General features: G+C 69.9%; 21 protein-coding genes and 1 pseudogene. 12 read left to right on the top strand and 10 right to left on the bottom strand.

Annotated features, from left to right (window positions below; genetic code table 11):
• Positions 1–11 precede the first annotated feature (11 nt).
• Genes AC3RXZ_RS11955 through AC3RXZ_RS11940 form a run of 4 tightly spaced genes read right to left on the bottom strand, consistent with a single transcriptional unit; the run spans position 12 to position 5,150 of the window.
• Positions 12–2,693: a family 78 glycoside hydrolase catalytic domain gene (locus AC3RXZ_RS11955; RefSeq protein WP_491494174.1), complete on the bottom strand. Its 2,682-nt coding sequence runs from the start codon at positions 2,691–2,693 to the stop codon at positions 12–14.
• Positions 2,690–3,511 carry a carbohydrate ABC transporter permease gene (locus tag AC3RXZ_RS11950; protein WP_243228253.1) on the bottom strand — a complete coding sequence of 274 codons (822 nt, stop codon included), beginning with the start codon at positions 3,509–3,511 and terminating at the stop codon, positions 2,690–2,692. Before AC3RXZ_RS11950 ends, AC3RXZ_RS11955 begins: the two co-directional genes overlap by 4 nt.
• Positions 3,511–4,464, bottom strand: coding sequence for a carbohydrate ABC transporter permease (locus tag AC3RXZ_RS11945; RefSeq protein WP_491494173.1), 954 nt, complete (start codon positions 4,462–4,464; stop codon positions 3,511–3,513). The genes AC3RXZ_RS11950 and AC3RXZ_RS11945 overlap by 1 nt, the downstream gene beginning before the upstream one ends.
• Complete coding sequence (locus AC3RXZ_RS11940) at positions 4,461–5,150, bottom strand: GntR family transcriptional regulator (protein WP_488317485.1); 690 nt, start codon at positions 5,148–5,150, stop codon at positions 4,461–4,463. The genes AC3RXZ_RS11945 and AC3RXZ_RS11940 overlap by 4 nt, the downstream gene beginning before the upstream one ends.
• A gap of 159 nt (positions 5,151–5,309) precedes the next feature.
• On the opposite strand from AC3RXZ_RS11940, the gene AC3RXZ_RS11935 reads away from it, so the two are divergent.
• Positions 5,310–5,987, top strand: coding sequence for a Pr6Pr family membrane protein (locus AC3RXZ_RS11935; RefSeq protein WP_491494172.1), 678 nt, complete (start codon positions 5,310–5,312; stop codon positions 5,985–5,987).
• On the opposite strand, the gene AC3RXZ_RS11930 is transcribed toward AC3RXZ_RS11935, so the two are convergent.
• The 6 genes from AC3RXZ_RS11930 to AC3RXZ_RS11905 all read right to left on the bottom strand — a co-directional run bounded on the left by AC3RXZ_RS11930 (position 5,959) and on the right by AC3RXZ_RS11905 (position 13,035).
• Positions 5,959–7,329, bottom strand: a complete 1,371-nt coding sequence (locus tag AC3RXZ_RS11930; RefSeq protein WP_491494171.1) for a flavin monoamine oxidase family protein — start codon at positions 7,327–7,329, stop codon at positions 5,959–5,961. The two genes, AC3RXZ_RS11935 and AC3RXZ_RS11930, sit on opposite strands and share 29 nt — an antisense overlap.
• Positions 7,330–7,470: 141 nt before the next feature.
• On the bottom strand, positions 7,471–7,908 hold the full coding sequence (locus AC3RXZ_RS11925; RefSeq protein ID WP_374208966.1) for a heat shock protein transcriptional repressor HspR: 438 nt from the start codon (positions 7,906–7,908) through the stop codon (positions 7,471–7,473).
• 129 nt (positions 7,909–8,037) lie between these two features.
• Positions 8,038–9,018, bottom strand: coding sequence for a DnaJ C-terminal domain-containing protein (locus AC3RXZ_RS11920; protein ID WP_243228259.1), 981 nt, complete (start codon positions 9,016–9,018; stop codon positions 8,038–8,040).
• Positions 9,019–9,025: 7 nt separating this feature from the next.
• A complete protein-coding gene (locus AC3RXZ_RS11915; RefSeq protein ID WP_491494170.1) occupies positions 9,026–9,664 on the bottom strand; it encodes a nucleotide exchange factor GrpE in 639 nt (212 codons plus the stop codon).
• Positions 9,665–9,666: 2 nt separating this feature from the next.
• Positions 9,667–11,526, bottom strand: a complete 1,860-nt coding sequence (gene dnaK / locus AC3RXZ_RS11910) for a molecular chaperone DnaK (protein WP_491494169.1) — start codon at positions 11,524–11,526, stop codon at positions 9,667–9,669.
• A gap of 156 nt (positions 11,527–11,682) precedes the next feature.
• On the bottom strand, positions 11,683–13,035 hold the full coding sequence (locus AC3RXZ_RS11905; protein ID WP_491494168.1) for an HNH endonuclease: 1,353 nt from the start codon (positions 13,033–13,035) through the stop codon (positions 11,683–11,685).
• A gap of 282 nt (positions 13,036–13,317) precedes the next feature.
• Between AC3RXZ_RS11905 and AC3RXZ_RS11900 the strand changes: the two genes are divergently transcribed.
• The 11 genes and pseudogenes from AC3RXZ_RS11900 to AC3RXZ_RS11850 all read left to right on the top strand — a co-directional run bounded on the left by AC3RXZ_RS11900 (position 13,318) and on the right by AC3RXZ_RS11850 (position 24,706).
• Positions 13,318–15,036 carry a nitrite/sulfite reductase gene (locus tag AC3RXZ_RS11900; RefSeq protein ID WP_243228263.1) on the top strand — a complete coding sequence of 573 codons (1,719 nt, stop codon included), beginning with the start codon at positions 13,318–13,320 and terminating at the stop codon, positions 15,034–15,036.
• Positions 15,033–15,776, top strand: coding sequence for a phosphoadenylyl-sulfate reductase (locus AC3RXZ_RS11895; RefSeq protein ID WP_491494167.1), 744 nt, complete (start codon positions 15,033–15,035; stop codon positions 15,774–15,776). The genes AC3RXZ_RS11900 and AC3RXZ_RS11895 overlap by 4 nt, the downstream gene beginning before the upstream one ends.
• A gap of 191 nt (positions 15,777–15,967) precedes the next feature.
• Positions 15,968–16,876: pseudogene (gene cysD, locus AC3RXZ_RS11890) on the top strand (sulfate adenylyltransferase subunit CysD); the annotation flags it as partial.
• Complete coding sequence (locus AC3RXZ_RS11885) at positions 16,876–18,321, top strand: sulfate adenylyltransferase subunit 1 (protein ID WP_491494166.1); 1,446 nt, start codon at positions 16,876–16,878, stop codon at positions 18,319–18,321. The pseudogene cysD and the gene AC3RXZ_RS11885, both read left to right, overlap by 1 nt.
• An 88-nt stretch (positions 18,322–18,409) precedes the next feature.
• Complete coding sequence (locus AC3RXZ_RS11880; RefSeq protein WP_491494362.1) at positions 18,410–19,426, top strand: ABC transporter substrate-binding protein; 1,017 nt, start codon at positions 18,410–18,412, stop codon at positions 19,424–19,426.
• Entirely contained in the window at positions 19,423–20,280 is an 858-nt protein-coding gene (locus AC3RXZ_RS11875) for an ABC transporter ATP-binding protein (protein ID WP_491494165.1), read from the top strand. Before AC3RXZ_RS11880 ends, AC3RXZ_RS11875 begins: the two co-directional genes overlap by 4 nt.
• Entirely contained in the window at positions 20,270–21,172 is a 903-nt protein-coding gene (locus tag AC3RXZ_RS11870; protein ID WP_491494164.1) for an ABC transporter permease, read from the top strand. Before AC3RXZ_RS11875 ends, AC3RXZ_RS11870 begins: the two co-directional genes overlap by 11 nt.
• Positions 21,169–22,023: a uroporphyrinogen-III C-methyltransferase gene (gene cobA / locus AC3RXZ_RS11865; protein WP_491494163.1), complete on the top strand. Its 855-nt coding sequence runs from the start codon at positions 21,169–21,171 to the stop codon at positions 22,021–22,023. The genes AC3RXZ_RS11870 and cobA overlap by 4 nt, the downstream gene beginning before the upstream one ends.
• A gap of 40 nt (positions 22,024–22,063) precedes the next feature.
• Complete coding sequence (locus AC3RXZ_RS11860) at positions 22,064–23,467, top strand: FAD-dependent oxidoreductase (RefSeq protein ID WP_491494162.1); 1,404 nt, start codon at positions 22,064–22,066, stop codon at positions 23,465–23,467.
• Positions 23,464–23,793 (top strand): ferredoxin, encoded by a 330-nt coding sequence (gene fdxA, locus AC3RXZ_RS11855; RefSeq protein ID WP_491494161.1) that lies wholly within the window; start codon positions 23,464–23,466, stop codon positions 23,791–23,793. The genes AC3RXZ_RS11860 and fdxA overlap by 4 nt, the downstream gene beginning before the upstream one ends.
• The gene (locus tag AC3RXZ_RS11850) at positions 23,786–24,706 is read left to right on the top strand and encodes an NAD(P)/FAD-dependent oxidoreductase (RefSeq protein ID WP_491494160.1); all 921 of its coding nucleotides are present in this window, start codon (positions 23,786–23,788) and stop codon (positions 24,704–24,706) included. Before fdxA ends, AC3RXZ_RS11850 begins: the two co-directional genes overlap by 8 nt.
• Positions 24,707–24,714 lie beyond the last annotated feature (8 nt).

Genomic DNA, 24,714 nt, shown 5'->3' with positions numbered 1-24,714 from the left:
GGTTCAGTGGTTCACTCGGCCGGGAACCGGAATTCGTAGGTTCCGGGTTCCAGCCGCCATCGAGTGCCCCGCTGGCTTCGTTCCATCAGGGTGACGCCGTGCGAGTGCGTCGCGTTCTCGCCTCCTTCCGTGACCTCGGGCGCGGCGGGGAGGACGGCGACCGACGGGCGGCCGGGCGGAACCATCACGCTCCACGTGATGCGTCCGCCCTCGCGTCGCCAGCGGCTCTCGATGCGCCCTCGCGGCGTCTCCAGAGAGCCGGCAGCGTGATCCAGATGCGGGTCGAACCGAGGTGCGAGCTCGATGTCCGCGAATCCCGCCGATGCCTCCGCCTGTCGGATGCCGAGGATGCCGGAGAGGAACCATTCCCCGACCGATCCCAGCGAGTAGTGGTTGAAGCTGTTCATCCGCGCAGACTGGAAGCCGCGCTCGGGGGTCCACCCGTCCCACCGCTCCCAGATCGTGGTGGCCCCGTTGCGTACCGAGAAGAGCCACGACGGGTAGCGGTCGTTGTGCAGCAGGCGGAACGCGAGGTCCTCGCGTCCGATCTCCGCCAGCGTCGGACACAGCAGCCCGACGGTGACGAAACCCGTCGTGAGCGAGACATCCCTGCGTTCGACGGCTGCGACCAGGCGTTGCGCGACGCGGTCTCGCTGTGCGTCATCCGCGCAGAGGTCGAAGGCGAGGGTGAGGAGATAGCCGCCCTGCGTGTCACCGGCGACCGTCCCGTCCTCTGACAGGAACCGATCGCGGAAGGCCACCCCGATCCGCTCGCGAAGCCGCTCGATCGCCTCGGCATCCTCGGCGCGACCGATCTCCCGCAAGGCGCGCGCGGTGAGGTCGGCGCTGCGCGCGAAGTAGGCCGTCGCGAGGACGTCCTTGCGCGTCTCCTCGCCGATCTGCAGCCAGTCGCCGTAGTCGTTGCCGACCTGCGTGCGCCAGATCAGGTCCGGATTGTGCCGCTCGATGTGACGCACCCAGGCGATCATGGAGTCGGCGGCCTCCGCGAGCACTTCGACATCACCGGTGGCGCGGTAGACGTTCCACGGGATGGTCACTCCACCGTCTCCCCACGCCGGTGCCCCCTCTCGCAGATGGATCAGGTGCGGTGCGATGTCGGGGAACGCGCCGTCGCCGTTCTGCGCGCTGCGCACGTCGCGCATCCAGCGTTTCAGGAGCGGGCCGAGATCCGCGAGCGCCAGGGCGGTCGGCGCGAAGACCTGCGCATCGGCGAGCCAGCCGAGTCGCTCGTCCCGCTGCGGGCAGTCGGTCGGGATCGAGACGAAGTTGCCCCGCAGCCCCCATTGGATGTTCTGGAACAGTCTGTCGAGGGCGGGATCCGACGAGGAGAAGTCGCCGACGAACTCGGCGTCGTTGTGCAGCACGACAGCCTCGACGTCGTCCGGTGAGAGTTCTCCCTGCAGGCCCTGCACTTCTGCGAAGCGGAACCCGTGCAGCGTGAACCGCGGCTCGAAGACCTGTTCCGCATCCCCGTTCGTCCAGAACACGTCGACCGGCTCGGCGGTGCGGAGATTGGCCGTGTACAACTCGCCGGCGTCGAGGACCTCCGCATGATTCAGCTGGATGCGCCGATCAGACGGCTGATCGCGCAGCGTCAGGCGCACACGACCGACGAGGTTCTGCCCGAAATCGACGATGAAGCGGCCTTCTCCGCGAGACGACACCGACACCGCGGGCAGACGCACGGTCGCACGCACGCCCGGATCCACCTCGGGCGTCAGCAGGTCGACGGCGGTGTCCTTCACGACGGCATCCGACCAGTGCTCGATGTCGTGGTCCGGCATGTGCCAGTCGGGCACGGAGCGCCGGGAGTCCTCGTACTGGCCCATGAGCAGGTCGGCGTAGAGGATGTCGGACGCGTCCTCCTTCCAGTCCCCGTCCGTGGCCACGATCCGACGACCGCCGTCGGCGTCGTCGAGCACGAGCTGCGCCAGGAACGCGGGCTCCTTGCCGTAGTGCTGCGCCTGCTGCCGGCGATCGGTTCCGATGAAGCCGACGTACCACCCGTCCCCGAGCAGCGCGGCGACGCTGTTGCGGCCGGGTCGCAGGAGCGGCGCGATGTCCCAGGACTGGTACGTGATGCGGTCTCGGTACTCCGTCCACCCCGGAGCCAGCTCGTCCGCGCCGACCTTCCGACCGTTCACGTACAACCGGTAGACGCCCTTCGCGGATGCGTGCACGCGCGCGATCGCGGGAACACGATCGAGATCGAAGTGCCGCACGAAGCGGCGCACCGGCTGGAGCTTGTTCACCGTGAAGCTGATGTCGGTGTCCTGCGGGGGAAGGGCCGTGTGACGGTAGACCGGATTGCGCCCGATCCAGGCCGCGCGCCATTCGTCCGGATGCACGATCCCCGTCGCGAACTCCGCCGTGCGGGTCACGATCGCACCGTTCGCATCCTCGACGGAGAGCACCCAGCGGTACCGCGCCGAGGTAACCAGCGGAGCGCCGGCGTAGCGAGCGCCGACGGTCAGATCCGACGGCACGTTCCCGGAATCCCAGACCGGTGCCGACCCACCACCGGGAAGGACCTGCGCCACCGTGATCCGGTACGCGCTCTGCCGCGCACCCGGTTCGGCGGAGCGCAGTCGCCAGGAGAACGCGGGCGCCGTGACGACGCCCTGGGGTTCGCGCTGCCCGTCCACGCGCAGCGCATACGGCTCCAGGCTCATCCCTTCAGCCCTCCGGCGAAGCCCTTGATGATCTGCTTCTGCATGAGGAAGTACACCAGCAGCACCGGCACCACACTGATGACCAGGCCCGCGAACACCACGGGCCAGTCGGAGACGAACTGACCGACGAACGCATAGAGCGCCACGGTGACCGTCTGCTGGGGAGTGCCGCTGAGGTACAGCAGCGGCACGAGGAAGTCGTTCCACACCGTGATGGCGTTGAGGATGATCACGGTTCCGGTGATGGGGCGCAGCAGCGGGAAGACGATGCTCGTGAACGTGCGGAACGTGCCCGCACCGTCCAGCGCCGCCGCCTCTTCGTAGTCGCGCTCCAGTGTCCGCAGGAATCCGGTGTAGAGGAACACCGAGAACGGAACCTGGCTGCCCGTGTAGAAGAGGATGAGCGAGGCGAGGGATCCGAGCAGACCCAGATCGCGCATGGTCTGGTAGAGCGGGATGAGCGCGACCTGGAACGGGATCATCATGCCGACGAGCACGATCCAGAACACGGTCGTCGACAGCTTCGACATGACGCGCGCGAGCGGGTAGGCGGCCATGGACGAGATGGCGACGATCAGGACGACGCTCGTCACGGTCACGATCGCGCTGTTCAGCAGAGCCTGCGCGAGCCCCGCCTCGTTCCACGCCTGGATGAAGTTGTCGAACGTCGGCTGAGCAGAGGGGACGAGCGCCGAGGTGGCGTCGTTCGCCGGCCGCAACGACATGTTGACCAGTACGTAGACCGGGAAGATGAATGCCAGCGCGATCAGGAGCATGACGAGCTCCCGGGCGAAGGTCGCCTTGGTGTAGCGGAACATCAGTGGCCGCCCTTCCGGCTCAGGCGCTGCTGCGCGACGGAGAAGAACACCACGACGACGGCGAGCACGAGCGCCAACGCGATGCCGTAGCCGAACTCGTTGAACTGGAACGCCGACTTGTACAGCAGCGTCGACATCGTCTCTGTCGCGCCACCGGGACCGCCGGCGGTCAGAACGAACACCTCGGTGAACATCTTCAGTCCGCCGATGATCGTGAGCATGACGTTGATCGCCGTGGCCGGTGCGAGCAGCGGCCACGTAACGGACCAGAACCGGCGCCACGGACCTGCTCCATCCACCGCTGCGGCCTCGTTGAGCTCATGCGGGATGGACTGGAGGCCGGCGATGTAGATCACCATGGAGTACCCGGCGTGCTGCCAGACGATCATCATGACGACGGATGCCGCGGCCCAGAACGGATCGCCGAGCCAGCTGGGCGCTACGTCGCCGAGACCGACGGCCGCGAGAAGGGTGTTGACCGCTCCGTCGGGCGTGAGCAGGAACTTCCAGAGGTACGCGACGACGACGGGAGTGATCACGACGGGAGCGAAGAACAGCACACGAAGGAAGTTCTGCGACTTGAGACCGCTGTTCACGCCGAGGGCGAGGAGCAGACCGATGCCGTTCTGCAGGACCGTGACGGCGAGCGCGAAGATCAAGGTCATCTTCAGGGCGTCGAGCGAGCTCTGAGACGTGAAGATCCGGACGAAGTTGTCGAACCCGATGAAGTCGTAGTTCTGAGAGAGGCCGTCCCAGTTCGTGAACGCCAGCACGGCGCCGCGGATCGACGGGACCACGACCGCGAATCCGTAGAAGATCAGTGCCGGGATCGCCAGCACCAGCAGCGCCCTCGACTGTCCTACCCCGACGAATCGGCGGCGGCCGACGCCGGACGGCGCGCCGCCTTGTGCCGTCGATGCCTCCACGGGCCGCTCGATGTCGACCACGCTCATGAGGCCCGCTCCTCTCCGGCACCTTCGATGAGCGCCTGAACCGCGTGCGCCATGCGAGAACGCGCGCCGTCGAGGTGTTCGCGCAGCTCCGCCCTGATCTCGTCGGCGTCGCCCTCCTCAAGGAGATCGAGCAGGCGGCCGTGATCGTGCGCGGATGGGTGCAGATCGACATCCTCCTCCACGGTCAGCTGCATGAGGCTCGCGAAGACCGGTTCGTAGGCCTCCCAGACGTCGATGAGGCGGGAGTTGCCTCCGATGCGATACAGCAGTGCGTGGAAGCGCATGTCGGCATCGGCGAAATCGGCCGCAGCGGCGCGATCTGCGCACGCGACCATCTCCCGGACGATCTCGCGCCCGATGCGCAGCTGGTCGTCGGAAACGCGCCCGATCGCACGGGTGACCGCGACGAGCTCGATGGACTCGCGCAGCTCGTACAGATCGTTGATGTCCTCCTGGCTGAGGCCCACGACGAAGAATCCCCGGCGCCGGGACTCGACCAGCCCCTGGGACTCGAGCTGACGCAGGGCATCGCGCACCGGACCTCGGCTCACGTCGTACTCCGCCGCGAGCGAATCCTCGACGAGATGAGTACCCGGCTGCAGGTGCCGACGGACGATCTGGTCCCGCAGGACCGCTGCGAGCTGGTCTCCGAGCGCAGGTGCTCGGGTGGGCCTCATCGTGACCATGACTTCACCTCTTTGTGTACCGTTAACGAAAGACAGTTAACTGGAATCGATTTCAGAAGTCAACTCGTTGCCCTTCCGCCTGCCCGGATCCGCCGCACATCCGAGCCTCCGTAGACTCGCCAGATGACGTGACCGCGCGGGAGAGGAGGCGATGCGAGCGTGCGATGGCGGACCATCTTCGGCGTGCTGCGCCTGCTGACCGCCGCCGTCTGCCTGGCCGCGCTGACCCATCGCCTGTTCTGGGGTCTGAGCTCCCACACGGTCGCGGGCGACAACTTCTTCGCCTATCTCACGGTGCAGTCCAACTGCGCGCTCGTCGCCGTGCTGGCGATCGGCGGCGTCCTCGCCTTCCGCCGCGACGCGGATCCGCGCTGGTTCACCGTCGTGCTCGCCCTCGTGCTCACATGGACGATAACTGCGGGTCTCGCGTTCGCCCTCATCGTCTGGCAGGCGGGACTGCGCGGCATCCGCATCGACGTCCCCTGGTCCGACCAGTTGCTGCACTTCTGGCTGCCGGCGTGCACGGCGCTGGCATGGAGCCTGACACCGGGGCATCGCCGGGTGCCGTGGCGCGTCGTGCCGACATCCCTCGCCTTCCCGATCGCGTGGGGACTTCTCACGCTGTGGCGGGGTCCCTCGATCGGCTGGTACCCGTACTACTTCCTGGACCCGCGCCAGGTCTCAGGTCCCGCCGAGTTCCTGCTCACCAGCGGCATCGCCCTCGCGATCTTCGCCCTCGTCGCGGCGGCGATCGTCGGCGTGAGCCGGATGCCGAGCCCGCTGGCTCGTCGCGCGCGGGTCGCGCCCGTCACTGCTCGGTCGAGTCCGCAGGGATGAACGGGGCGAGTGCGGCGACCGCCGCGGCCACCGCCTCCTGATCGCCTAGCGTCGCGAACTCCTCGGCGGCGGTTCCGCCCACCAGACCGACGAGAACGGGCTCGCCCGTCGTCGGCAGCAGATTGAGCCAGGTCCGGATGACGCCGTCCCCGCCGACGACGTGCCAGAACGCCGCCTCAGACTCCCAGAATGGTTCGTCGAAGCGCAGCCAGATCGTCTCGATCGCGCCGACGCCGAGGTCCGCGATGGCGCCGCGATGCGCGAACGGCAGGGCGGGCGCGAATTCCACTCCGCCGTGCTGGAGCACGCCCAGGGGAAGGGTCAGCACCACGCGGTCGAAGGACAGCGATTCCCCCGTGCCCATCCGCAGGCTCACGCCGGTGTCGTCGTAGGCGACCCGGGAGACGGGGGACGACAGGCTGACGCGGACGTCCTGCAGCAGCGATTCGACGAACGCGGACAGATCGGCCGATGGGGCCGCATAGGCATCCTGAGGCAGGGACGGAGGGAACCAGCTCGACAGGACGTCTGCATCCCCTCCGGATGCTGCGGCCAGCGCCGCCAGCAGGCTTGCGAGCGCGGGGTCCTCGATGTCCGCGCCGTTCGCGGTCAGGGCCTCGGCGATCGAGAGGTCAGCCGGCTGCGCCTGGGCCGCCGTGATCGCCGCGGTCAGGACGTCGTCGCCGACCGGATCGACATCGCCCTCCAAGGAGCGCCACTGCGCCCCGGTCAGCTCCAGCAGGCGTGTGTCGATGCCCTCGAAGCGCTCTCGCAGGTCGCCGTCGTCCGGGCTCAGCAGCCAGCCGCCGAGCTGCACCGGGACCGGCCAGTCGTCAGAGACCCGGGAGTCCACACGTCCGCCGATCCGATCGCGGGCCTCGAAGACGGTGACCTCCGCCCCGGCCTCGGCGAGCAGCCCGGCCGCGACGGCACCGGACAGCCCGGCCCCGACGACGGCGATCCGCTCTCCCGTGATGGCGCGACCGCGCAGGTCGAACGCCACCCGTTCCCCGGAACGGAGCGCACCGCGCAGCGTTCCGGGCGCCTCGGTGTCGGTCGTCTCGCCGGCGAAGAACACGCGTCCCTCGACGGGCTCCGTGAGCGCCTCCCGCAGACTCGGCTGCGCCCCGACCGGGGTGAAGCTCGCCGCTCCGCGGGAGAACGGATCGGTCGTCCAGGCACTGCGTAGCCACTGCGCGGGCACCGGCCCGTCGATCGGGAGCGGCGTCCCGGTCGGAGTGCGGGTCGGGGTCGGCGACGGCGTGGGTTCCGGTGTGCAGGACGCGAGAAGCACGCTCACGGCGCCGACACCGGCGCCGATCAGCAGCGTGCGGCGCGTCATCCTCATCGTGTCGCCACCTTACCGCCCCGCGCTGTCCGGCGGCTGCGGCTCACTCCCGGTCTATGTGGCGCGAACGCCCGCGACACGCCGTCCCGGCCGTACACAAGCGCCGGATCGACGGGTGGGGATGCACTGCCGGGCTCAGTCCTCCCCGCGGCGGCCACCGGGCTGCCACAGCACGATCTCGGTCGAGCGGCGGATGCGGCGGCCCTGCCCGACCGGGATCACGCCGCTCGCTCCCGCCGCGAAGACGCGCCCGCCCGGACGGTTCTCCCGCTCGGCGCGCAGCGCACCCTCGAGTTCGAGGACGCGCCGGCGCAGCATCCGCACCTCATCCTCCAGATGGATGAGCCGCGCGATCGCCGGGAGGCTCATGCCCTCGGACGACAGCCGCGCGACCTCGCGCAACTGCTGCACGTCGCGCGCCGAGTACCGCCGCGACCCGCCACGGGTGCGGCCGGGCACCACCAGGCCGATCCGGTCGTACTGGCGGAGGGTCTGCGGGTGCATGCCCGCGAGCTCAGCGGCGACGGCGATCGCGAACACCGGAGCGTCCTCGTCGTCGGGAACCATCGCCATCACCTCCTGTGTGTCCTGTCGGTTATTGCGTTTCGACTCGCTCCGCTCGCTCAACGAGCGAGAGGGGGGCTCGCTCAGCGAGCGAGAGGGGAGCCTGCTCAGCGAGCGAAGGAAGCGAGAGGGGACTCATCAGCCGCGGGCCTTGGCCATCAGGTCGGCCCGCGGATTCTCCTTCGGTTCGGCCGCGGCGAACGCCTCCAGCGCTTCGCGCGCGGCGTCGTCGAGGTGCGAGGGCACGGCCACTTGCAGCTCGGCGAGCAGGTCGCCGGTGCCCTTGGAGCTCGCGATGCCCCGGCCCTTGACCCGCAGCACGCGCCCGGACGGAGTGCCGGGGGCCACGCGGAGCTTCACGGGGTCGCCCCCGAGGGTCGGCACCTCGATCGTCGCCCCGAGCGTCGCCTCGGTGAACGTCACCGGCACGGTGACGCGCAGGTTCAGCCCGTCCCGCGTGAACACGGGATGCGGCCGCACCGCGACGCTCACGACGATGTCGCCGTTCTCTCCGCCGTCCGGCGAAGGCCGGCCTCGGCCGCGCAGACGGATCTTCTGCCCGTCCGCGACCCCGGCCGGGATCTTCACCTTGAACGGCTTGCCGTCCTCCCCCTGCAGCGTGATCGTCTCACCCTGCGCAGCGGTGATGAAGTCGAGCGTCGTGCGAGCCGTGACATCGGCACCCCGTTGCGGACCGCCGAAGCCCCGGAACCCGCCGGAGGGCTGACCGAAGCGCCCGGAGCCGAACGAGCCGCCCTGGCCGCCCTGGTTGAACATCGCGAAGATGTCGTCGAAGTCGGCCGACTGACCGCGCTGCCCGAACCGGCTGAAGACGTCCTCGAACCCGCCGGCGCCCGAGCCACCCGCGGTGAATCGCGCACCGGACCCCATGGCCCGGATCTCGTCGTACTCCTTGCGCTGCTCCGCATCGGAGAGCACCGAGTACGCCTCGCTGATCTCCTTGAACGTGGCCTCGGCCGCGGCATCCCCCGGGTTGGAGTCCGGGTGATACTTGCGCGCCAGCTTGCGGTACGTCTTCTTCAGCTCCGCATCGCTGACGTCCTTCGAGACGCCCAGCGTCTTGTAGAAGTCCTTGTCGAACCAGTCCTGGCTTGCCATCGGACCCCTACTCCGCGGGAACCGCGACGACCACCTTGGCCGGTCGCAGCTCCACATCGCCCAGGCGGTAGCCCACCTCGACGACCTCGAGCACCGTGGTCGCCTCGGCGCCCGGAGTCGGCTGCTGGAAGATCGCCTCGTGGCGCTGCGGGTCGAACTCCTCGCCCTTCTCGCCGTACGCGACGACGCCCAGGCGCTCCACGACGGCGCGGATCTTCTCCGCGATCACCGCGAAGGGCGTGCCCTCCTCGAGGTCGCCGTGCTGCTGAGCGCGGTCGAGGTCATCGAGCACGGGGAGCAGCCCCTTGGCCGCCTCGCCCTTGGCGCGATCGATCTCGACCTGCCGCTGCTCCTCCGTGCGCCGACGGTAGTTGGCGTACTCCGCCTGCAGACGCTTGAGGTCGTTCAGCAGCGCCGACTCGAGATCGGCGAGCACGGCATCCTCCGCCGCGGCCTCACCGGTCTGCTCAGCGCCGAGGATGTCCTCGACCGTCAGGTCGTCCGCGGGGGTCGCGTCCGAGCCCTCGGCCGCCGCAGCCTCGGCGGAGTCCGGGTTCTCCTGCGGCGCGGGGCCGGATGCCGCAGCATCCGACCCCTCGCCCTCAGGCCGAACCTCGCCGTTGTCGTCGAAGTTCTTGTCCGTCATGGTTACTTCTTCTCTTCATCCTCGTCGATGACCTCGGCGTCGATGACGTCCTCGTCGGAGGAGGCGTCACCCGAGGCATCCTGGGGCTGCTCGGCGCCGGCCGCGGCATCCGCCTGGTTCTGCGCGTAGATCGCCTCGCCCAGCTTGCCCTGCGACTCGTTGAGCTTGTCGAACGCGGCCTTCACGGCGTCGTCGTCCTCGCCGGCGAGAGCCGTCTTGAGGGCGTCGACGTCGGCCTGGACCGAGTCCTTCACGTCGGCGGGGAGCTTGTCCTCGTTCTCCTTGATGAGCTTCTCGATCGAGTAGGCGAGGGTCTCGGCCTGGTTGCGCTGCTCGAGGGCCTCGGCGCGGCGCTTGTCCTCGGCCGCGTTCTCCTCGGCCTCGCGCACCATGCGCTCGATGTCCTCCTTCGACAGCGACGAGCCGCCGGTGATGGTCATCGACTGCTCCTTGCCCGTGCCCTTGTCCTTGGCGGACACGTGCACGATGCCGTTCGCGTCGATGTCGAACGTGACCTCGATCTGCGGGATGCCGCGAGGAGCCGGGGCGATGCCGGTGAGCTCGAACGTGCCCAGCGGCTTGTTGTCGCGGGTGAACTCGCGCTCGCCCTGGAAGACCTGGATCGCGACGGACGGCTGGTTGTCGTCGGCCGTCGTGAAGGTCTCGCTGCGCTTGGTCGGGATCGCGGTGTTGCGGTCGATGAGCTTGGTCATCCGGCCGCCCTTGGTCTCGATGCCCAGCGACAGCGGGGTGACGTCGATGAGCAGGACGTCCTTGCGCTCGCCCTTGAGGACGCCGGCCTGCAGGGCGGCGCCGACGGCGACGACCTCGTCCGGGTTCACGCCCTTGTTGGCGTCCTTGCCGGTCTCGCGCTTGACGAGATCGGCGACGGCGGGCATGCGGGTCGAGCCACCGACCAGCACGATGTGGTCGATGTCGGCGACCTTGATGCCGGCCTCGCGGATGACGTCCTCGAACGGCTTCTTGGTGCGGTCGAGCAGGTCCTTCGTGAGGTCCTCGAACTTGGCACGCGTGATCGTCTCGCTCAGCGACACCGGCCCGTTCTCGGTCAGCGACAGGTACGGCAGGTTGATGCTCGTCGACGTCGAGGAGCTGAGCTCCTTCTTCGCCTGCTCCGCGGCCTCCTTGAGGCGCTGCAGGGCGATCTTGTCGCCGGAGACGTCGACGCCGGTCGAGTCCTTGAACTGCTTGATCAGGTGGTCGACCAGGCGCTGGTCCCAGTCGTCGCCGCCGAGGCGGTTGTCACCGGCGGTGGCGCGCACCTGGATGGTGGAGAAGTCGTCGTCCTTGCCCACCTCGAGCAGCGACACGTCGAACGTTCCGCCACCGAGGTCGAAGACGAGGATCAGCTCATCCTCCTTGCCCTTGTCGAGGCCGTACGCGAGGGCCGCGGCGGTGGGCTCGTTGATGATGCGCAGGACGTTGAGGCCCGAGATCTCGCCGGCCTCCTTGGTGGCCTGGCGCTCGGCGTCGTTGAAGTACGCCGGGACGGTGATGACGGCATCCGTCACCGTGTCGCCCAGGTACGACTCGGCGTCGCGCTTGAGCTTCTGGAGGATGCGCGCGGAGATCTCCTGCGGCGTCCACTTCTTGCCGTCGACGTCGAACGACCAGTCGGTGCCGACGTGGCGCTTGACGGAGGCGACAGTGCGGTCGACGTTCGTGACGGCCTGGCGCTTGGCGGTCTCGCCGACGAGCACCTCGCCGTCCTTCGTGAACGCGACGACCGAGGGGGTCGTGCGGAAGCCCTCGGCGTTGGCGATGACCTTCGGCTCGCCACCTTCGAGGACGCTGACGACGGAGTTCGTCGTACCGAGGTCGATTCCAACAGCACGTGCCATGTGTTTCTCCTTCTGTTGCTGAAGCCTGGTGGGAAATCTGCGGCGATCAGGGAAACCTGAGTCGCGATGACTCAACTGTACATCGGGGATCGGTCGCTGTCAAACAAACTTGATACGAGTTCACTCAAGTTTTACCGAGCACGCCATCCGGCCGGATCAGGCCGCGGCGAGCAGGTCGAAGCGGGCGCGGCCGCCCAGGCGGGGCGTGCAGGCCGGATCGACGTATGGCGGCGGGATGAACCACACGCGCGCGGCGACGCCGATCCCGTCGATGCGGATCTCCCACCCGTTGTCATGGATGCGGTGATGACAGGTCTCGCAGAGCAGGATGCCGTTCGAGAGGTCGGTCCGGCCGCGATCCCGCTCCCACCAGTCGATGTGGTGCACCTTCGTCATCTCGACCGGGAGCGCGCACATCGCGCATCCGCCGTCGCGTTCGGCGAGCGCGAGCTTCTGCGCCCGCGTGAACAGCCGTCGACCACGACCCCAGTCGAGGATCTCGCCGTCGCCCCCGAGCACCCACGGGATGATCTCGCCGTCGGCGGCCATCCGCCGGACCGCGGCGATACTGACGGGCTGGTCGGTCCCGTCGATGCGTCCGACCCCGGTACCGGACTGCAAGTCTTCGAGGGCGACGCGGACGACGACTTTCGCGCCGCCCAGCGGGACGTCCTTGCGATCGCAGTCCAGGGCGTGCTGGCAGATCATGGTGAGCGCATCGGCCTGCAGCTGCTCGATCGTGCGGCGATCGGCGTCCGGCGAGTCCGCGTGGAGCGCCTCCCTGCGGGCCGCGAACGCGGCGGACACATACCCGCGCAGCGCGGCCTTCACCGCGGCGGCGGACGCGGCATCCGTGACGTATTCGGCGTGGAACTCGCCGTCGCGCTCCCACATCCGCAGCGAGCGCCGGGCGCGGATCTCTTCCTCGCGAGGCTGGACACCATCGGGATCGAGCCACGCCTGCACACGCGTCATCAGCCGGCGCACGTCGTCCATCGCGAGCCCGGGAACCTGCGCCACGAGCAGTCGCTCCGCCTCGGCGACGCGCTGCGCCCCCGCCGTCACGCGCACTCTGTCGAGAATCGAGATGATCAGCCCCGCGACCTGGTCGCCGATGACCCCCTCCGCGAGTGCCGCCTGGACCGCCGGGCATCTCGACGGCAAGCGCTCCCCGACGAAGCTCCTCCGCGGCGCTGTCGCCTCGCCGACCCTGACCAGCCGGGTCGCGTCTCCAGTGGAACCACCGGTCGACGCGGCGATCAGCTTCGCCGGCGTGCGGAAGCCCTGCTGCTTGGCCAGGGAGTCCGGCCCCAGCTCGGCACGCGACTCGTGCGAGATGCCGGCCGCGACCTCCGCATGCACGGCACTCGTCCGGCGCTCCAGCACCCCGAGCGCGTCGTTCACCGCGACCAGCTGATCCCGCGAGAGCTCGGTCGCATCCCCCGCCTCGCCCCACACTCGATCCAGCACGGCGAGCGCCTCGTGCAGCGGATTCAGGTGGGTGGCCATGTCCCTATCGTACTCCCGATCGGACCATTTGTCGAACATTTCTTCGATCTGGATACGAGAAATCAGGACATCGAAACGGAATCCCGCAGACAGCTTCAGGCTTCATTCGCATTTCTCTTCGAGAGCGTTCGAATCCGAGGGGACCGCATTAGAACGCATTCCTCCCGCCCCGTCACCCACATGACGCCATGTTTCGTCTGCTGACGTCGTGTGTCGCGGACCCGTGACGCGAGAGCCCGGTTTCGTCACAGTGGTCCAACGCCAATCCGAGAGAGCATCGTCATGACCACCCCTCAGCAGACCCCGATCCGCGGTGCACGCACCCGCACCGGCCGCACCCCGACGAAACCGCACGGCCAGTGGCTCGTCGACGGCACCGAGCCGCTCAACGGCAACGAGGAGTTCAAGCTGGCGGACAACGGCCTCAACGTCCGTGAGCGCATCGAGACCGTCTACGCGGCCGGAGGCTTCCAGAGCATCGATCCGACGGACCTCCACGGCCGCTTCCGCTGGTGGGGCCTGTACACCCAGCGCAAGCCCGGGATCGACGGCGGGCGCACCGCCCAGCTCGAGCCGCACGAACTCGAGGACGAGTACTTCATGCTGCGCGTCCGCATCGACGGCGGCCAGCTCACGACGCACCAGCTGCGGGTTATCGGCGAGATCTCCACCACCTTCGCCCGCGACTCCGCCGACCTCACCGACCGGCAGAACGTGCAGCTGCACTGGATCCGCGTCGAGGATGTCCCGGAGATCTGGCGCCGTCTCGAAGAGGTGGGGCTGAGCACCACCGAGGCCTGCGGAGACGTGCCCCGCGTCATCCTGGGTTCCCCCGTCGCGGGCATCGCCGCGGACGAGCTCATCGACCCGACGCCGCAGATCGAGGAGATCGCTGCCCGCTTCATCGGGGACCCGACGCTCGCGAACCTGCCCCGCAAGTACAAGACGGCGATCACGGGGCATCCCAGCCAGGACGTCGTGCACGAGATCAACGACTGCGCCTTCGTCGCGGTCGAGCATCCGGAGCTCGGCATCGGATACGACCTCTGGGTCGGTGGGGCCCTCTCCGTCGTCCCCCGTCTCGGCGAGCGCCTCGGCGCCTTCGTCTCCCCCGACCGCGTCGCCGAGGTGTGGCACGGTGTCACGCAGATCTTCCGCGACTACGGGTACCGGCGCCTGCGCAACAAGGCACGTCTGAAGTTCCTGCTCGCCGACTGGGGAACCGAGAAGTTCCGCGAGGTGCTCGAGACCGAGTACCTCGACAGCCCGCTGCCCGACGGACCGGCCGCGCCGAAGCCCACGAGCCTCGGTGACCACGTCGGGGTGCACGCACAGAAGGACGGCCGCTTCTACGTCGGTGCCGCGCCTCTCGTCGGCAGGGTCTCGGGGAGCACTCTCACGGCGCTCGCCGACCTCGCCGAGGTGCACGGCTCGCACCGCGTGCGCACCACGCCGTATCAGAAGCTCCTCGTGCTCGACTTGCCGGAATCGGAGGTCGACGGTCTCGTCGCGGGTCTCGACGCGCTCGGCCTGTCGGCGCGGCCCAGTCTGTTCCGCCGCGGCACCATCGCGTGCACGGGCATCGAGTACTGCAAGCTCGCGATCGTCGAGACCAAGGCGAACGCCGCACGCGCGATCCAGCAGCTCGAGGAGCGCCTGGGGGCGCTCGAGCCCGAGATCGGCCGCCCGATCACCCTGCATGTGAACGGATGCCCTAACTCCTGCGCACGCATCCAGACCGCCGACATCGGACTCAAGGGCCAGCTCGTCTCGATCGACGGCGAGCAGGTGCCCGGCTACCAGGTGCACCTCGGCGGAGGCCTGGCCGGCCCCGACCGGGAGGACGCCGGCCTGGGCCGGACCGTGCGCGGCCTGAAGGTCCCCGCCGACGGGATCGCCGACTACGCCGAACGCGTGATCCGCCGCTACCTGACGGATCGCGAGCAGGACGAGACGTTCGCGCACTGGGCGCACCGCGCGGACGAGGAGGCGCTGCAATGACCGTGAGCCTCGCCCCGCGCATCCGGACCAAGCGCAGCCGCGACGAGCTCGCGGCGCTCGCCGAGCAGGGCAACATCGAGCTCGGCAGACTGACCGACCACGAGGCGTCGGCCGCCGAGGTCGTCGCCTGGGTCGCCCGTCACTTCGGTGCGGATGCCGCGGCCGTCGCCTGCTCGATGGCGGACGCCGCTCTGCCGCACCTCGTCGCCGAGCAGCTGCCGGGCGTGGACGTGCTGTTCCTCGACACGGGATACCACTTCACCGAGACCTACGCGACGCGCGACGAGGTCGCCCGCGCGCTGGACGTCCGCATCGTCGACATCACACCGGACCAGACCGTCGCCGAGCAGGATGCCGAGTACGGCGCGAAGCTGTTCGAACGGGATGCCGCGCTGTGCTGCGCCCGCCGCAAGGTCGCGCCCCTGCAGGATGCGCTCGGCGGCTACGAGGTGTGGTTCACCGGGGTGCGCCGCGACGAGGCCCCCACCCGGACCAACACTCCGCTGGTCACGTGGGACGAGCGCAACGGGCTGGTCAAGGTCAACCCGGTCGCCGCCTGGAGCTTCGACGACGTCCTGAGCTACGCCGCGGACCACCGCGCACCGGTGAACCTGCTGGTGGACTTCGGCTATCCGTCGATCGGGTGCGAGCCGTGCACCAAGCCGGTCGCTCCCGGCGAAGACCCCCGCTCCGGCCGCTGGGCCGGGCAGGCGAAGACAGAATGCGGGCTGCACGTATGATGACGAACACCACTCCAGCTCCCTCCCCCCGCTCGTCGAGCGAGGAAGGCGCAGCCGACCGAGTCGAAACGCAGTCACCGCCGCGCGACAGTGGGCGCGTTTCGACTCGCTCCGCTCGCTCAACGAACGAGGAGAGGGAGGCTCGCTCAACGAACGAGGAGAGGGAGGCTCGCTCAACGAACGAGGAGGAAGCCCCGATCGCGGCCGGCCGCCTGAGCGCCCTGGACGTGCTCGAGGCCGAGGCCATCCACATCATCCGCGAGGTCGTCGCCGAGTTCGAGCGACCGGTGCTGCTCTTCTCCGGCGGCAAGGACTCGGTGCTCGTGCTGCACCTGGCCACCAAGGCGTTCGCGCCCGGCCGCGTGCCGTTCCCCGTGCTGCACGTCGACACCGGGCACAACTTCCCCGAGGTCATCGCGTTCCGCGACGAGACCGTGGCGCAACTCGGGCTGACCCTCGAGGTCGCCCGCGTGCAGGACTACCTCGACGACGGCCGCCTGACCGAGCGCCCCGATGGCACGCGCAACACCCTGCAGACCCAGCCGCTGCTGGACGCGATCGCCGCGGGCAAGCACGACGCCGTCTTCGGCGGCGCCCGTCGCGACGAGGACAAGGCGCGCGCCAAGGAGCGCATCATCTCCCTCCGCGACGAGTTCGGCCAGTGGGACCCGCGCAACCAGCGCCCCGAGCTGTGGAGCCTGTACAACGGGCGGCATCTGCCCGGGCAGCACGTGCGCGCCTTCCCGATCTCGAACTGGACCGAGCTCGACGTCTGGCGCTACATCGAACGCGAGGGCATCGCGCTCCCTCCGCTGTACTACGCCGCCGAGCGCGAGGTCTTCCGCCGGGACGGCATGTGGTGGGCCGTGGGCGAGTTCTCCGCTCCGCGTCCCGACGAGCAAGTCGAGAAGCGCGTCGTGCGCTACCGGACGGTCGGCGACATGAGCTGCACGGGCGCCGTGGAGTCGGATGCCGCAGACACCGCCTCGGTCGTCGCCGAGGTCGCGCGGTCGACGCTCACCGAACGCGGCGCCACGCGGGCGGACGATCGCATCAGCGAGGCCGCCATGGAGGACCGCAAGAAGGACGGGTACTTCTGATGAGCATCGACATCACGAGCGTTTCGGCACCGCGTTTCGACTCGCCTTCGGCTCGCTCAACGAACGAGGGGGAGGACGGCCGCCCGACGAACGAGGGGACGGACGCCCGCCCGACGAACGAAGGGGAAGACCGCCCGACGAACGAAGGGGCGGGGGAGCAGACGCTGTTCCGGTTCGCGACGGCGGGGTCGGTCGACGACGGCAAGTCCACCCTCGTCGGCCGGCTGCTGCACGACGCCAAGGCGATCCTCGCCGACCAGCTCGAGCAGGTCGCCTCGACCTCGCGCGCCCGCGGCTTCGCGCACGGCGAGTTCGACTTCGCCCTTCTGACCGACGGCCTCAGGGCCGAGCGCGAGCAGGGCATCACGATCGACGTGGCCTACCGCTACTTCGCCACGGATCAGCGCAGCTTCGTCCTGGCCGACTGCCCCGGCCACGTGCAGTACACCCGGAACATGGTCACGGGCTCGGCCACCGCGGACGCCGTGATCGTACTGGTCGACGCGCGCAAGGGCGTCGTGGAGCAGACGCGTCGTCATCTCGCGGTCGTGTCGCTCCTGCGGGTCGCCCACGTGATCGTCGCGGTCAACAAGATCGACCTCACCGGTTACGACGAGGACCGCTTCATCGAGATCGAGCTCGAGACGGAGCGCGTGGCCGAGCAGCTCGGTCTTTCGGGCATCCATGTGCTGCCCGTCTCGGCCCTCGAGGGCGACAACGTCGTCGACCGGTCGCCGCAGACGCCCTGGTACACCGGCCCGACGCTGATCCAGCTGCTCGAGACGCTGCCCGCGCAGGACGAGACCGAGTCCGCCGATGCCGCCTTCCGCCTCCCCGTGCAGATCGTGCTGCGCCCGCAGGGCGGGCTCGACCCCCGCATCCCCGAGGACGAGGCCGAGCGGTACCGCGACTTCCGCGGCTTCGCCGGACGCGTGGCCTCGGGCTCGGTCCGCGTCGGCGACCGCGTCGAGGTGCTCCCCGGCGGCCACGAGACCGTCATCACCGGCCTCCGCGTCGCCGGCCGCGAAGCGGACTCCGCCACGGCCGCGCAGTCGATCTCGGTGACGCTCGCCGACGAGGTGGATGCCGCACGCGGCGCCGTCATCGTCGCGACCGGCACCGCCCCGACCCCGCGTCGCGAGGCGGTCGTCGAACTGTTCCAGCTGGACCCTCGAGACGTCGCTCCGGGCGCCAAAGTGCTCGTCAAGCACGGCACCGCGACCGTGCAGGCGCTGATCGCGGAGATCATCGACCGTCGCGACCTGGAGACGCTCGCGCACGAGGACGCCGACCGGCTCGCCGTGAACGAGATCGGCCGCGTCCGGCTGCGCTTCGCCGCCGAGCTGCCGCTCGAACCGTACGCCGTGAACCGCGCCGCCGGATCGCTGCTGCTCATCCACCCCGTCGACGGAGCGACGCTCGCCGCAGCGACCGTCGTCGACTGAACCCGCACCACCCGAACACGTCTAAGGAGGCGAAACCGTGAAGATCACCCGCAGGACCACGACACTCACCGCTCTAGGACTCGGTGCCATGATGCTCGCCGGCTGCGCCTCCGCCGCCGAAGGGTCCGGCACGCAGGAAGGATCCGTCGACGAGGTCCGCCTCGGATACTTCGCCAACGTGACCCACGCCCCGGCGCTCGTGGGCGTGGAGCAGGGCCTGTTCGAGGACGCCCTCGGCGAGGACGTGAACCTGTCGACCGAGATCTTCAATGCCGGGCCGGCCGCGATCGAGGCATTGTCCGCCGGGGCGATCGATGCCACGTACATCGGGCCGAACCCGTCGATCAACACCTTCATCCAGTCCGGCGGGCAGTCGGCGCGCATCATCGCGGGTGCGACGAGCGGCGGGGCCGCTCTCGTCGTGCGCGACGGCATCGAGTCGGTCGCCGACCTCGAGGGCACGAATCTCGCCAGCCCGCAGCTGGGCAACACGCAGGACGTCGCGCTGCGCAGCTGGCTGGCCGACGAGGGCTTCGAGACCTCGACCTCCGGCGGCGGCGACGTCACGATCACCCCGACCGAGAACGCCCAGACGCTCACCCTGTTCCAGAAGGGCGAGCTCGACGGCGCGTGGCTGCCCGAGCCGTGGGTCTCGCGCCTCGTGGTGGATGCCGGGGCGCACGTCCTCGTCGACGAAGCCGAGCTGTGGGAGGACGGCGCCTTCCCGACGACCGTCCTGCTCGTGCGCGCCGAGTTCGCCGAGGAGCACCCGGACGTCGTCGAGCAGCTGCTCGAGGGACACATCGCCTCGGTCGCCTGGCTGGACGAGAACGCCGCCGAGGCTCCCGACGTCATCAACGCGGCGCTGACGGACGCCACCGGCAAAGGCCTCTCCGACGAGGTGCTGGCCCGGGCGCTCGAGAACGTGACCTTCACGGTCGACCCGCACGCGGAGACCTTCACGACGCTCGTCGAGAGCGGCCTCGCCGCCGGCACCCAGAAGGAGGGCTCGATCGACGGGCTGTTCGATCTGACCGCCCTGAACGCGCTGCTCGAGGCGGACGGCCAGGAGCCCGTCTCCGCCGGCGGCCTCGGGGAGGAATGATGGCGGCGCCCGCGGGGAGGACCCTGCCCGACGACATCGCGCGCGCGAGTGCGGGCGCCTCCTCGCTGGCGCCCAGCTTCGACGGAGTCGCCCCGGTGGCCCCGGCATCCGCTCCGGCGGAGCCGATCGTGCGCATCTCGCACGTGACCAAGCGGTTCGGATCCGGCCCCGTCGTCCTCGACGACGTCTCCCTCGACATCGCGCCGGGGGAGTTCGTGTGCCTGCTCGGCGCTTCGGGCTGCGGGAAGTCGACGCTCCTGAACCTCGTCGCCGGGCTCGAGCCGGTCACCTCGGGCGAGATCACCACGCCGGATGCCGGCACCGCCGTCATGTTCCAGGAGTCCGCCCTCATGCCGTGGCTGACGGCACGGCGCAACGTCGAGCTCGCCCTGCGGCTGCGCGGGGTGGCGCGCGCCGCGCGCAGGGACGAGGCGCAACGACTGCTGGCGACCGTGAACCTGGCGGATGCCGGGGACAAGCGCCCGCACGAGCTCTCCGGCGGCATGCGTCAGCGCGTGGCACTGGCGCGCGCCCTGGCGCAGGACCGTCCGGTCCTACTCATGGACGAGCCGTTCGCCGCTCTCGACGCCATCACCCGCGACCTGCTGCACGAGGAGCTGGAGCGCGTGTGGCGTGCGACGGGTCGCACGATCGTCTTCGTCACCCACAACGTGCGCGAGGCCGCCCGGCTGGGTCAGCGCGTGATCCTGCTCTCCAGCCGGCCGGGCCGGATCTCGCGGGAGTGGCGGATCTCCGGCAGCACGGCGCGGCGCATCGAACCTCCCGAGGTGTCGGCGCTGGCCGCCGAGATCACCTCTGAGCTGCGTGAGGAGATCCGCCGCAATGCCGCTTGAGACCGCCAAGACCAACCCCCTCGACACCTTCGACGAGCTGAGCACCCTCTCCACCGGCCTCGACCGGCTGCAGAACGACGAGGGCCGGCGCTCGTCAGGCGGCAGAGGGGTGCTGGCCAAGGTCCTGCCACCCGTCATCCTGCTCGTCGTGCTGCTCGCCGCCTGGCAGCTGTACGTCGTGATCGCCCAGCCCCGCCCGGATCTCTCCCCCGGCCCGCTGCAGGTCGCGGCCGCCCTCGGCGACGCCTGGGAGTCCGGCCGCCTGCAGGAGGCGGTCGCGACGAGTCTCGAACGCGGCGTCCTCGGCTTCCTCATCGCGATCGCCGTCGGCACCCCGCTCGGGATGCTGCTGGCGGAGTGGAAGGCGCTCCGCCGTGCTGCCGGCCCGCTCATCTCGGGGCTGCAGGTGCTGCCCTCGGTGGCCTGGGTGCCCGCCGCGATCATCTGGTTCGGCCTCAGCGACGCCACCGTGTACTTCGTGATCCTGATGGGCGCGATCCCCTCGATCGTCAACGGGCTGCTCTCCGGCATCGACCAGGTGCCGCCGCAGCTGCGCCGTGCGGGCATCGTTCTGGGCGCGAGCCGCTGGCAGCTGGCGACCTCGGTCGTGCTGCCGGCCGCCCTCCCCGGCTACGTCGCGGGGCTCAAGCAGGGCTGGGCGTTCTCGTGGCGGTCGCTGATGGCGGCCGAGATCATCGCGTTCGGCGGCTCGATGGGCTTCGGACTCGGCTCGATGCTGCAGCAGTCCCGCGAACTCGCCGACCTCGCCGGCGTCCTGGGCACGATCCTGCTGATCCTCGCGATCGGCATCCTGATCGAGCTCGTGATCTTCGGACCGCTCGAGCGGCGCCTGCTGCGCAGCCGCGGACTCGCCCAGGGAGGCTCCCGATGACCGGTCTCGTCACGCTCGTGGGCGCGGGCCCCGGGGATGCCGGCCTCCTGACGCTGCGCGGGCTGCGCGCGCTGCAGGACGCCGACGTCATCGTCGCCGACCGGCTCGGCGCCCGCGCCGTCCTGGATCAGCTGGCCGCCGAGGGGGGGGAGCTGACGGCCGAGATCGTGGACGTCGGGAAGCTCCCCGGCCACCACAAGGTGCCGCAGGACGGCATCAACGCCCTGCTCGTGCAGCTCGCCTCCGAAGGACGCCGCGTGGTCCGCCTCAAGGGCGGCGACCCGTTCGTGTTCGGACGCGGACGCGAGGAGCAGCTGCACTGCGAACAGGCCGGCGTCGCCGTCGAGGTCGTGCCGGGCGTGACCAGCGCCGTCTCGGTCCCGGCCGTCGCCGGGATCCCGCTCACCCACCGCGGGGTGTCGACCTCGTTCACCGTCGTCAGCGCCCACGACCAGATCGAGCGGCTGCCCGGCGGCGCCGAGCACACGGTCGTGCTGCTGATGGGCGTGAACACGCTCGGCCACTCGGCGCACGTGCTCGCCTCCGGCGTGCGCGGAGCCGACTGCCCCGTCGCGGTCGTCGAGGACGGCTACGGCGAGAACCAGCGCGTCACGATCGGCACGCTCGGCACGATCGCGCATCTCGCGGCGTCCCGACAGGTCCGCTCGCCGGCGGTCATCGTCGTCGGCGATGTCGTGCGCCTGAGCCCCGACGCGGCATCCCTCCCGGCATCCGGATCGGTCCAGGAACCGGCCCCACGAGCCCGCTGGTTCGAGGCGATCGACGCCGGGCTCGCGGTCGACACCGGGCTCAGCCGGGCCATCGACCGCTCCCTCGACTACGTGATCTGATACCCGTTCGCCCGCTCTGCGGAGCGGCACCCGAAAGGCCATGCCCATGTCCTCCTCTCCCCTCGCCCTGCGCGTCGCGATCGTCGGCGCCGGCCCCGCCGGGATCTACGCCGGCAATCTGCTCGCGAATGCCGTCGCCGAGCGCGGCGGACGCGTCGAGATCGACCTGTTCGAGTCGCTGCCCGCGCCGTACGGCCTGATCCGCTACGGCGTCGCGCCCGACCACCCCCGGATCAAGGGCATCGTGAACTCGCTGCACGAGATGCTCGACGCGTTCCCCGACGCCGGCGACGACGGGGAGGCCGAGCGCCGCACGATCCGTTTCCTCGGCAACGTCGAGGTGGGCCGCGACATCGCGCTGGCCGAGCTGCGCGAGCGCTACCACGCGGTCATCCTCGCGACCGGAGCGATCCGGGACGCCGCTCTCGACATCCCCGGCGTGGACCTCGCCGGCTCCTACGGCGCCGCCGACTTCGTGGCCTGGTTCGACGGGCATCCGGACGTCGCCCGCACGTGGCCGCTGGACGCGCGCGAGGTCGCGGTGATCGGAAACGGCAACGTCGCCCTCGACGTGGCCCGCGTCCTCGCGAAGCACGCCGTGGACCTGCGCTCCACCGAGGTGCCCGACACCGTGCTCTCGGGCCTGGAGGCATCCGCCGTCACCGACGTCCACGTGTTCGGCCGCCGCGGACCCGCCGACATCAAGTTCACCCCGATCGAGCTCCGCGAGCTCGGCGAGGTGCGCGACGTCGACATCGTGCTGCACGACGAGGACTTCGACGGGGTCGATCCGGCTTCGGCGTCCAGCAACCAGCTCAAGGTCATGCTGCGCACTCTCAACAGCTGGCGCGACCGTCCGGCGGGCACGGCCTCGCGGCGTCTGCACCTGCACTTCTGGCATGCCCCGGTCTCGATCGAGGGAGACGGGCGCGTCGAGAGCATCCGATTCGCCCGCACCAGGACGGATGCCGACGGGGCTCTCGTGATCACCGACGAGGTCCGCGAGTACCCGGTCCAGGCGGTGTACCGCGCGGTCGGCTACTACGGCACGCGCGTGAATGGCGCCCCGTTCGACGAGGTTCGCGGGGTCGTCCCCAACGAGGCCGGACGCGTGGACGCGGAGCCGGGCCTGTACGCCACCGGCTGGATCAAGCGCGGCCCCGTGGGTCTCATCGGCCACACGAAGTCGGACGCGCTCGAGACGATCACGCACCTCCTGTCGGATGCCGAAGCGGGACTGCTGTCGGCCGCGGATGCCGGGACCGATGTCCTCGAGCTCCTCGAAGAGCGCGGCACCGTCTACACGACGTGGGACGGCTGGCTCGCCCTCGACGCGCATGAGCGCCACCTCGGCGAGACGCACGAGCACACCCGCGAGCGCGTCAAGGTCGTCCCTCGCGAGGAGCAGCTGGCGGTGTCGCGCGACGGAGCGCTGGTCCGATGACGTATGTGATCGCGTTGCCGTGCGTGGATGTGAAGGATCGGGCGTGCATCGATGAGTGTCCGGTGGACTGCATCTACGAGGGCGAGCGGTCTCTGTACATCCACCCGGACGAGTGCGTGGACTGCGGGGCCTGCGAGCCGGTGTGCCCGGTGGAGGCGGTCTACTACGAGGACGACCTGCCCGAGGAATGGGCGGACTACTACAAGGCCAACGTCGAGTTCTTCGACGAGATCGGCTCCCCCGGCGGCGCCGCCAAGGCTGGCGCCTATGACTTCGACCATCCGCTGGTGGCAGAGCTCCCGCCGCAGGGGGACGGGCATGACTGAGTACGACGTGCTGGTGGTCGGCGGCGGACCGGCCGGTCTCTCCGCGGCGCTGAACCTCGGGCGGGCGCTCATGCGCGTGCTCGTGATCGACGCCGACCGTCCGCGCAACGCGGCGACGCTGAACTCGCACGGATTCCTCACCCGCGACGGCATCCCGCCGCACGAGCTGCGCCGCCTCGCCCGCGAGGAGCTGGCCGCCTACCCGAACGTCGAGGTGCGCTCGCGTGTGCGCGTGGCCCGCCTGTCCCACGACGGCGAGGAATTCGTCGCGGGGATCGGCCGGCGCGAGGAGACCGAGACGGTCAGGGCGCGCACCGTGCTGCTCGCGACGGGTCTGCGCGAGACGCTGCCCGAGGTCCCGAACCTTCGCGGCTTCTACGGCATGAGCCTGTTCAGCTGTGCCGCCTGCGACGCATGGGATCTGCAGGGCCGCCCGCTGGCGCTCATCGGCGAGTCCGAGGACCTCGCCGACCGCGCCCGACTGATCGCCCGGTGGAGTCCCCGGCTCACCGTCTTCACGAACGGCGCGGACGTCGTCTCCACGACCGAGGAGGCGGAGCTCGCCTCGGTCGGGATCGGCGTGGCCCGGCATCCGATCGTCGAACTCGTCGGCGAGCGCGGACGTCTCGAGGCCGTGGTACTCGCGGACGGCAGCCGCACAGCGGTCGACGGCGGATTCGTCCGCCCGGAGTGGGAGACCGAGCTGTCGTTCCTCAACGGGATCTCCCCTGCTCTCGACGACTCCGGTCATCTCGTGACGGATCGGTCGGGTCGCACGGACGTCGCGGGCCTGTACGCCGCCGGGGATGCCGCGGCTCCCGGCCCGCAGCAGCTCATCGTCGCCGCCGGGGCAGGCGCGCGGGTGGCCGCGGTCATCGTGCACGACGCGATCGGCGTCGCGACCGCTCACTGAGCAGCTTT

The organism is Microbacterium cucumeris, from assembly GCF_058349845.2.
This window is presented reverse-complemented; position numbering and strand designations above follow the sequence as displayed.

Excerpts from the sequence above, each read along its gene's own strand:
- cobA (WP_491494163.1), top strand. The coding sequence starts at position 21,169 with ATGACCGGTCTCGTCACGCTCGTGGGCGCGGGCCCCGGGGATGCCGGC.
- AC3RXZ_RS11955 (WP_491494174.1), bottom strand. The coding sequence starts at position 2,693 with ATGAGCCTGGAGCCGTATGCGCTGCGCGTGGACGGGCAGCGCGAACCC.
- AC3RXZ_RS11920 (WP_243228259.1), bottom strand. The coding sequence starts at position 9,018 with ATGGCAAGCCAGGACTGGTTCGACAAGGACTTCTACAAGACGCTGGGC.
- AC3RXZ_RS11870 (WP_491494164.1), top strand. The coding sequence starts at position 20,270 with ATGCCGCTTGAGACCGCCAAGACCAACCCCCTCGACACCTTCGACGAG.
- AC3RXZ_RS11885 (WP_491494166.1), top strand. The coding sequence starts at position 16,876 with ATGAGCATCGACATCACGAGCGTTTCGGCACCGCGTTTCGACTCGCCT.
- AC3RXZ_RS11875 (WP_491494165.1), top strand. The coding sequence starts at position 19,423 with ATGATGGCGGCGCCCGCGGGGAGGACCCTGCCCGACGACATCGCGCGC.
- AC3RXZ_RS11945 (WP_491494173.1), bottom strand. The coding sequence starts at position 4,464 with ATGAGCGTGGTCGACATCGAGCGGCCCGTGGAGGCATCGACGGCACAA.
- AC3RXZ_RS11895 (WP_491494167.1), top strand. The coding sequence starts at position 15,033 with ATGACCGTGAGCCTCGCCCCGCGCATCCGGACCAAGCGCAGCCGCGAC.
- AC3RXZ_RS11860 (WP_491494162.1), top strand. The coding sequence starts at position 22,064 with ATGCCCATGTCCTCCTCTCCCCTCGCCCTGCGCGTCGCGATCGTCGGC.
- AC3RXZ_RS11905 (WP_491494168.1), bottom strand. The coding sequence starts at position 13,035 with ATGGCCACCCACCTGAATCCGCTGCACGAGGCGCTCGCCGTGCTGGAT.
- AC3RXZ_RS11950 (WP_243228253.1), bottom strand. The coding sequence starts at position 3,511 with ATGTTCCGCTACACCAAGGCGACCTTCGCCCGGGAGCTCGTCATGCTC.
- AC3RXZ_RS11925 (WP_374208966.1), bottom strand. The coding sequence starts at position 7,908 with ATGGCGATGGTTCCCGACGACGAGGACGCTCCGGTGTTCGCGATCGCC.
- fdxA (WP_491494161.1), top strand. The coding sequence starts at position 23,464 with ATGACGTATGTGATCGCGTTGCCGTGCGTGGATGTGAAGGATCGGGCG.
- AC3RXZ_RS11850 (WP_491494160.1), top strand. The coding sequence starts at position 23,786 with ATGACTGAGTACGACGTGCTGGTGGTCGGCGGCGGACCGGCCGGTCTC.
- dnaK (WP_491494169.1), bottom strand. The coding sequence starts at position 11,526 with ATGGCACGTGCTGTTGGAATCGACCTCGGTACGACGAACTCCGTCGTC.
- AC3RXZ_RS11880 (WP_491494362.1), top strand. The coding sequence starts at position 18,410 with ATGATGCTCGCCGGCTGCGCCTCCGCCGCCGAAGGGTCCGGCACGCAG.
- AC3RXZ_RS11900 (WP_243228263.1), top strand. The coding sequence starts at position 13,318 with ATGACCACCCCTCAGCAGACCCCGATCCGCGGTGCACGCACCCGCACC.
- AC3RXZ_RS11930 (WP_491494171.1), bottom strand. The coding sequence starts at position 7,329 with ATGACGCGCCGCACGCTGCTGATCGGCGCCGGTGTCGGCGCCGTGAGC.
- AC3RXZ_RS11915 (WP_491494170.1), bottom strand. The coding sequence starts at position 9,664 with ATGACGGACAAGAACTTCGACGACAACGGCGAGGTTCGGCCTGAGGGC.
- AC3RXZ_RS11940 (WP_488317485.1), bottom strand. The coding sequence starts at position 5,150 with ATGGTCACGATGAGGCCCACCCGAGCACCTGCGCTCGGAGACCAGCTC.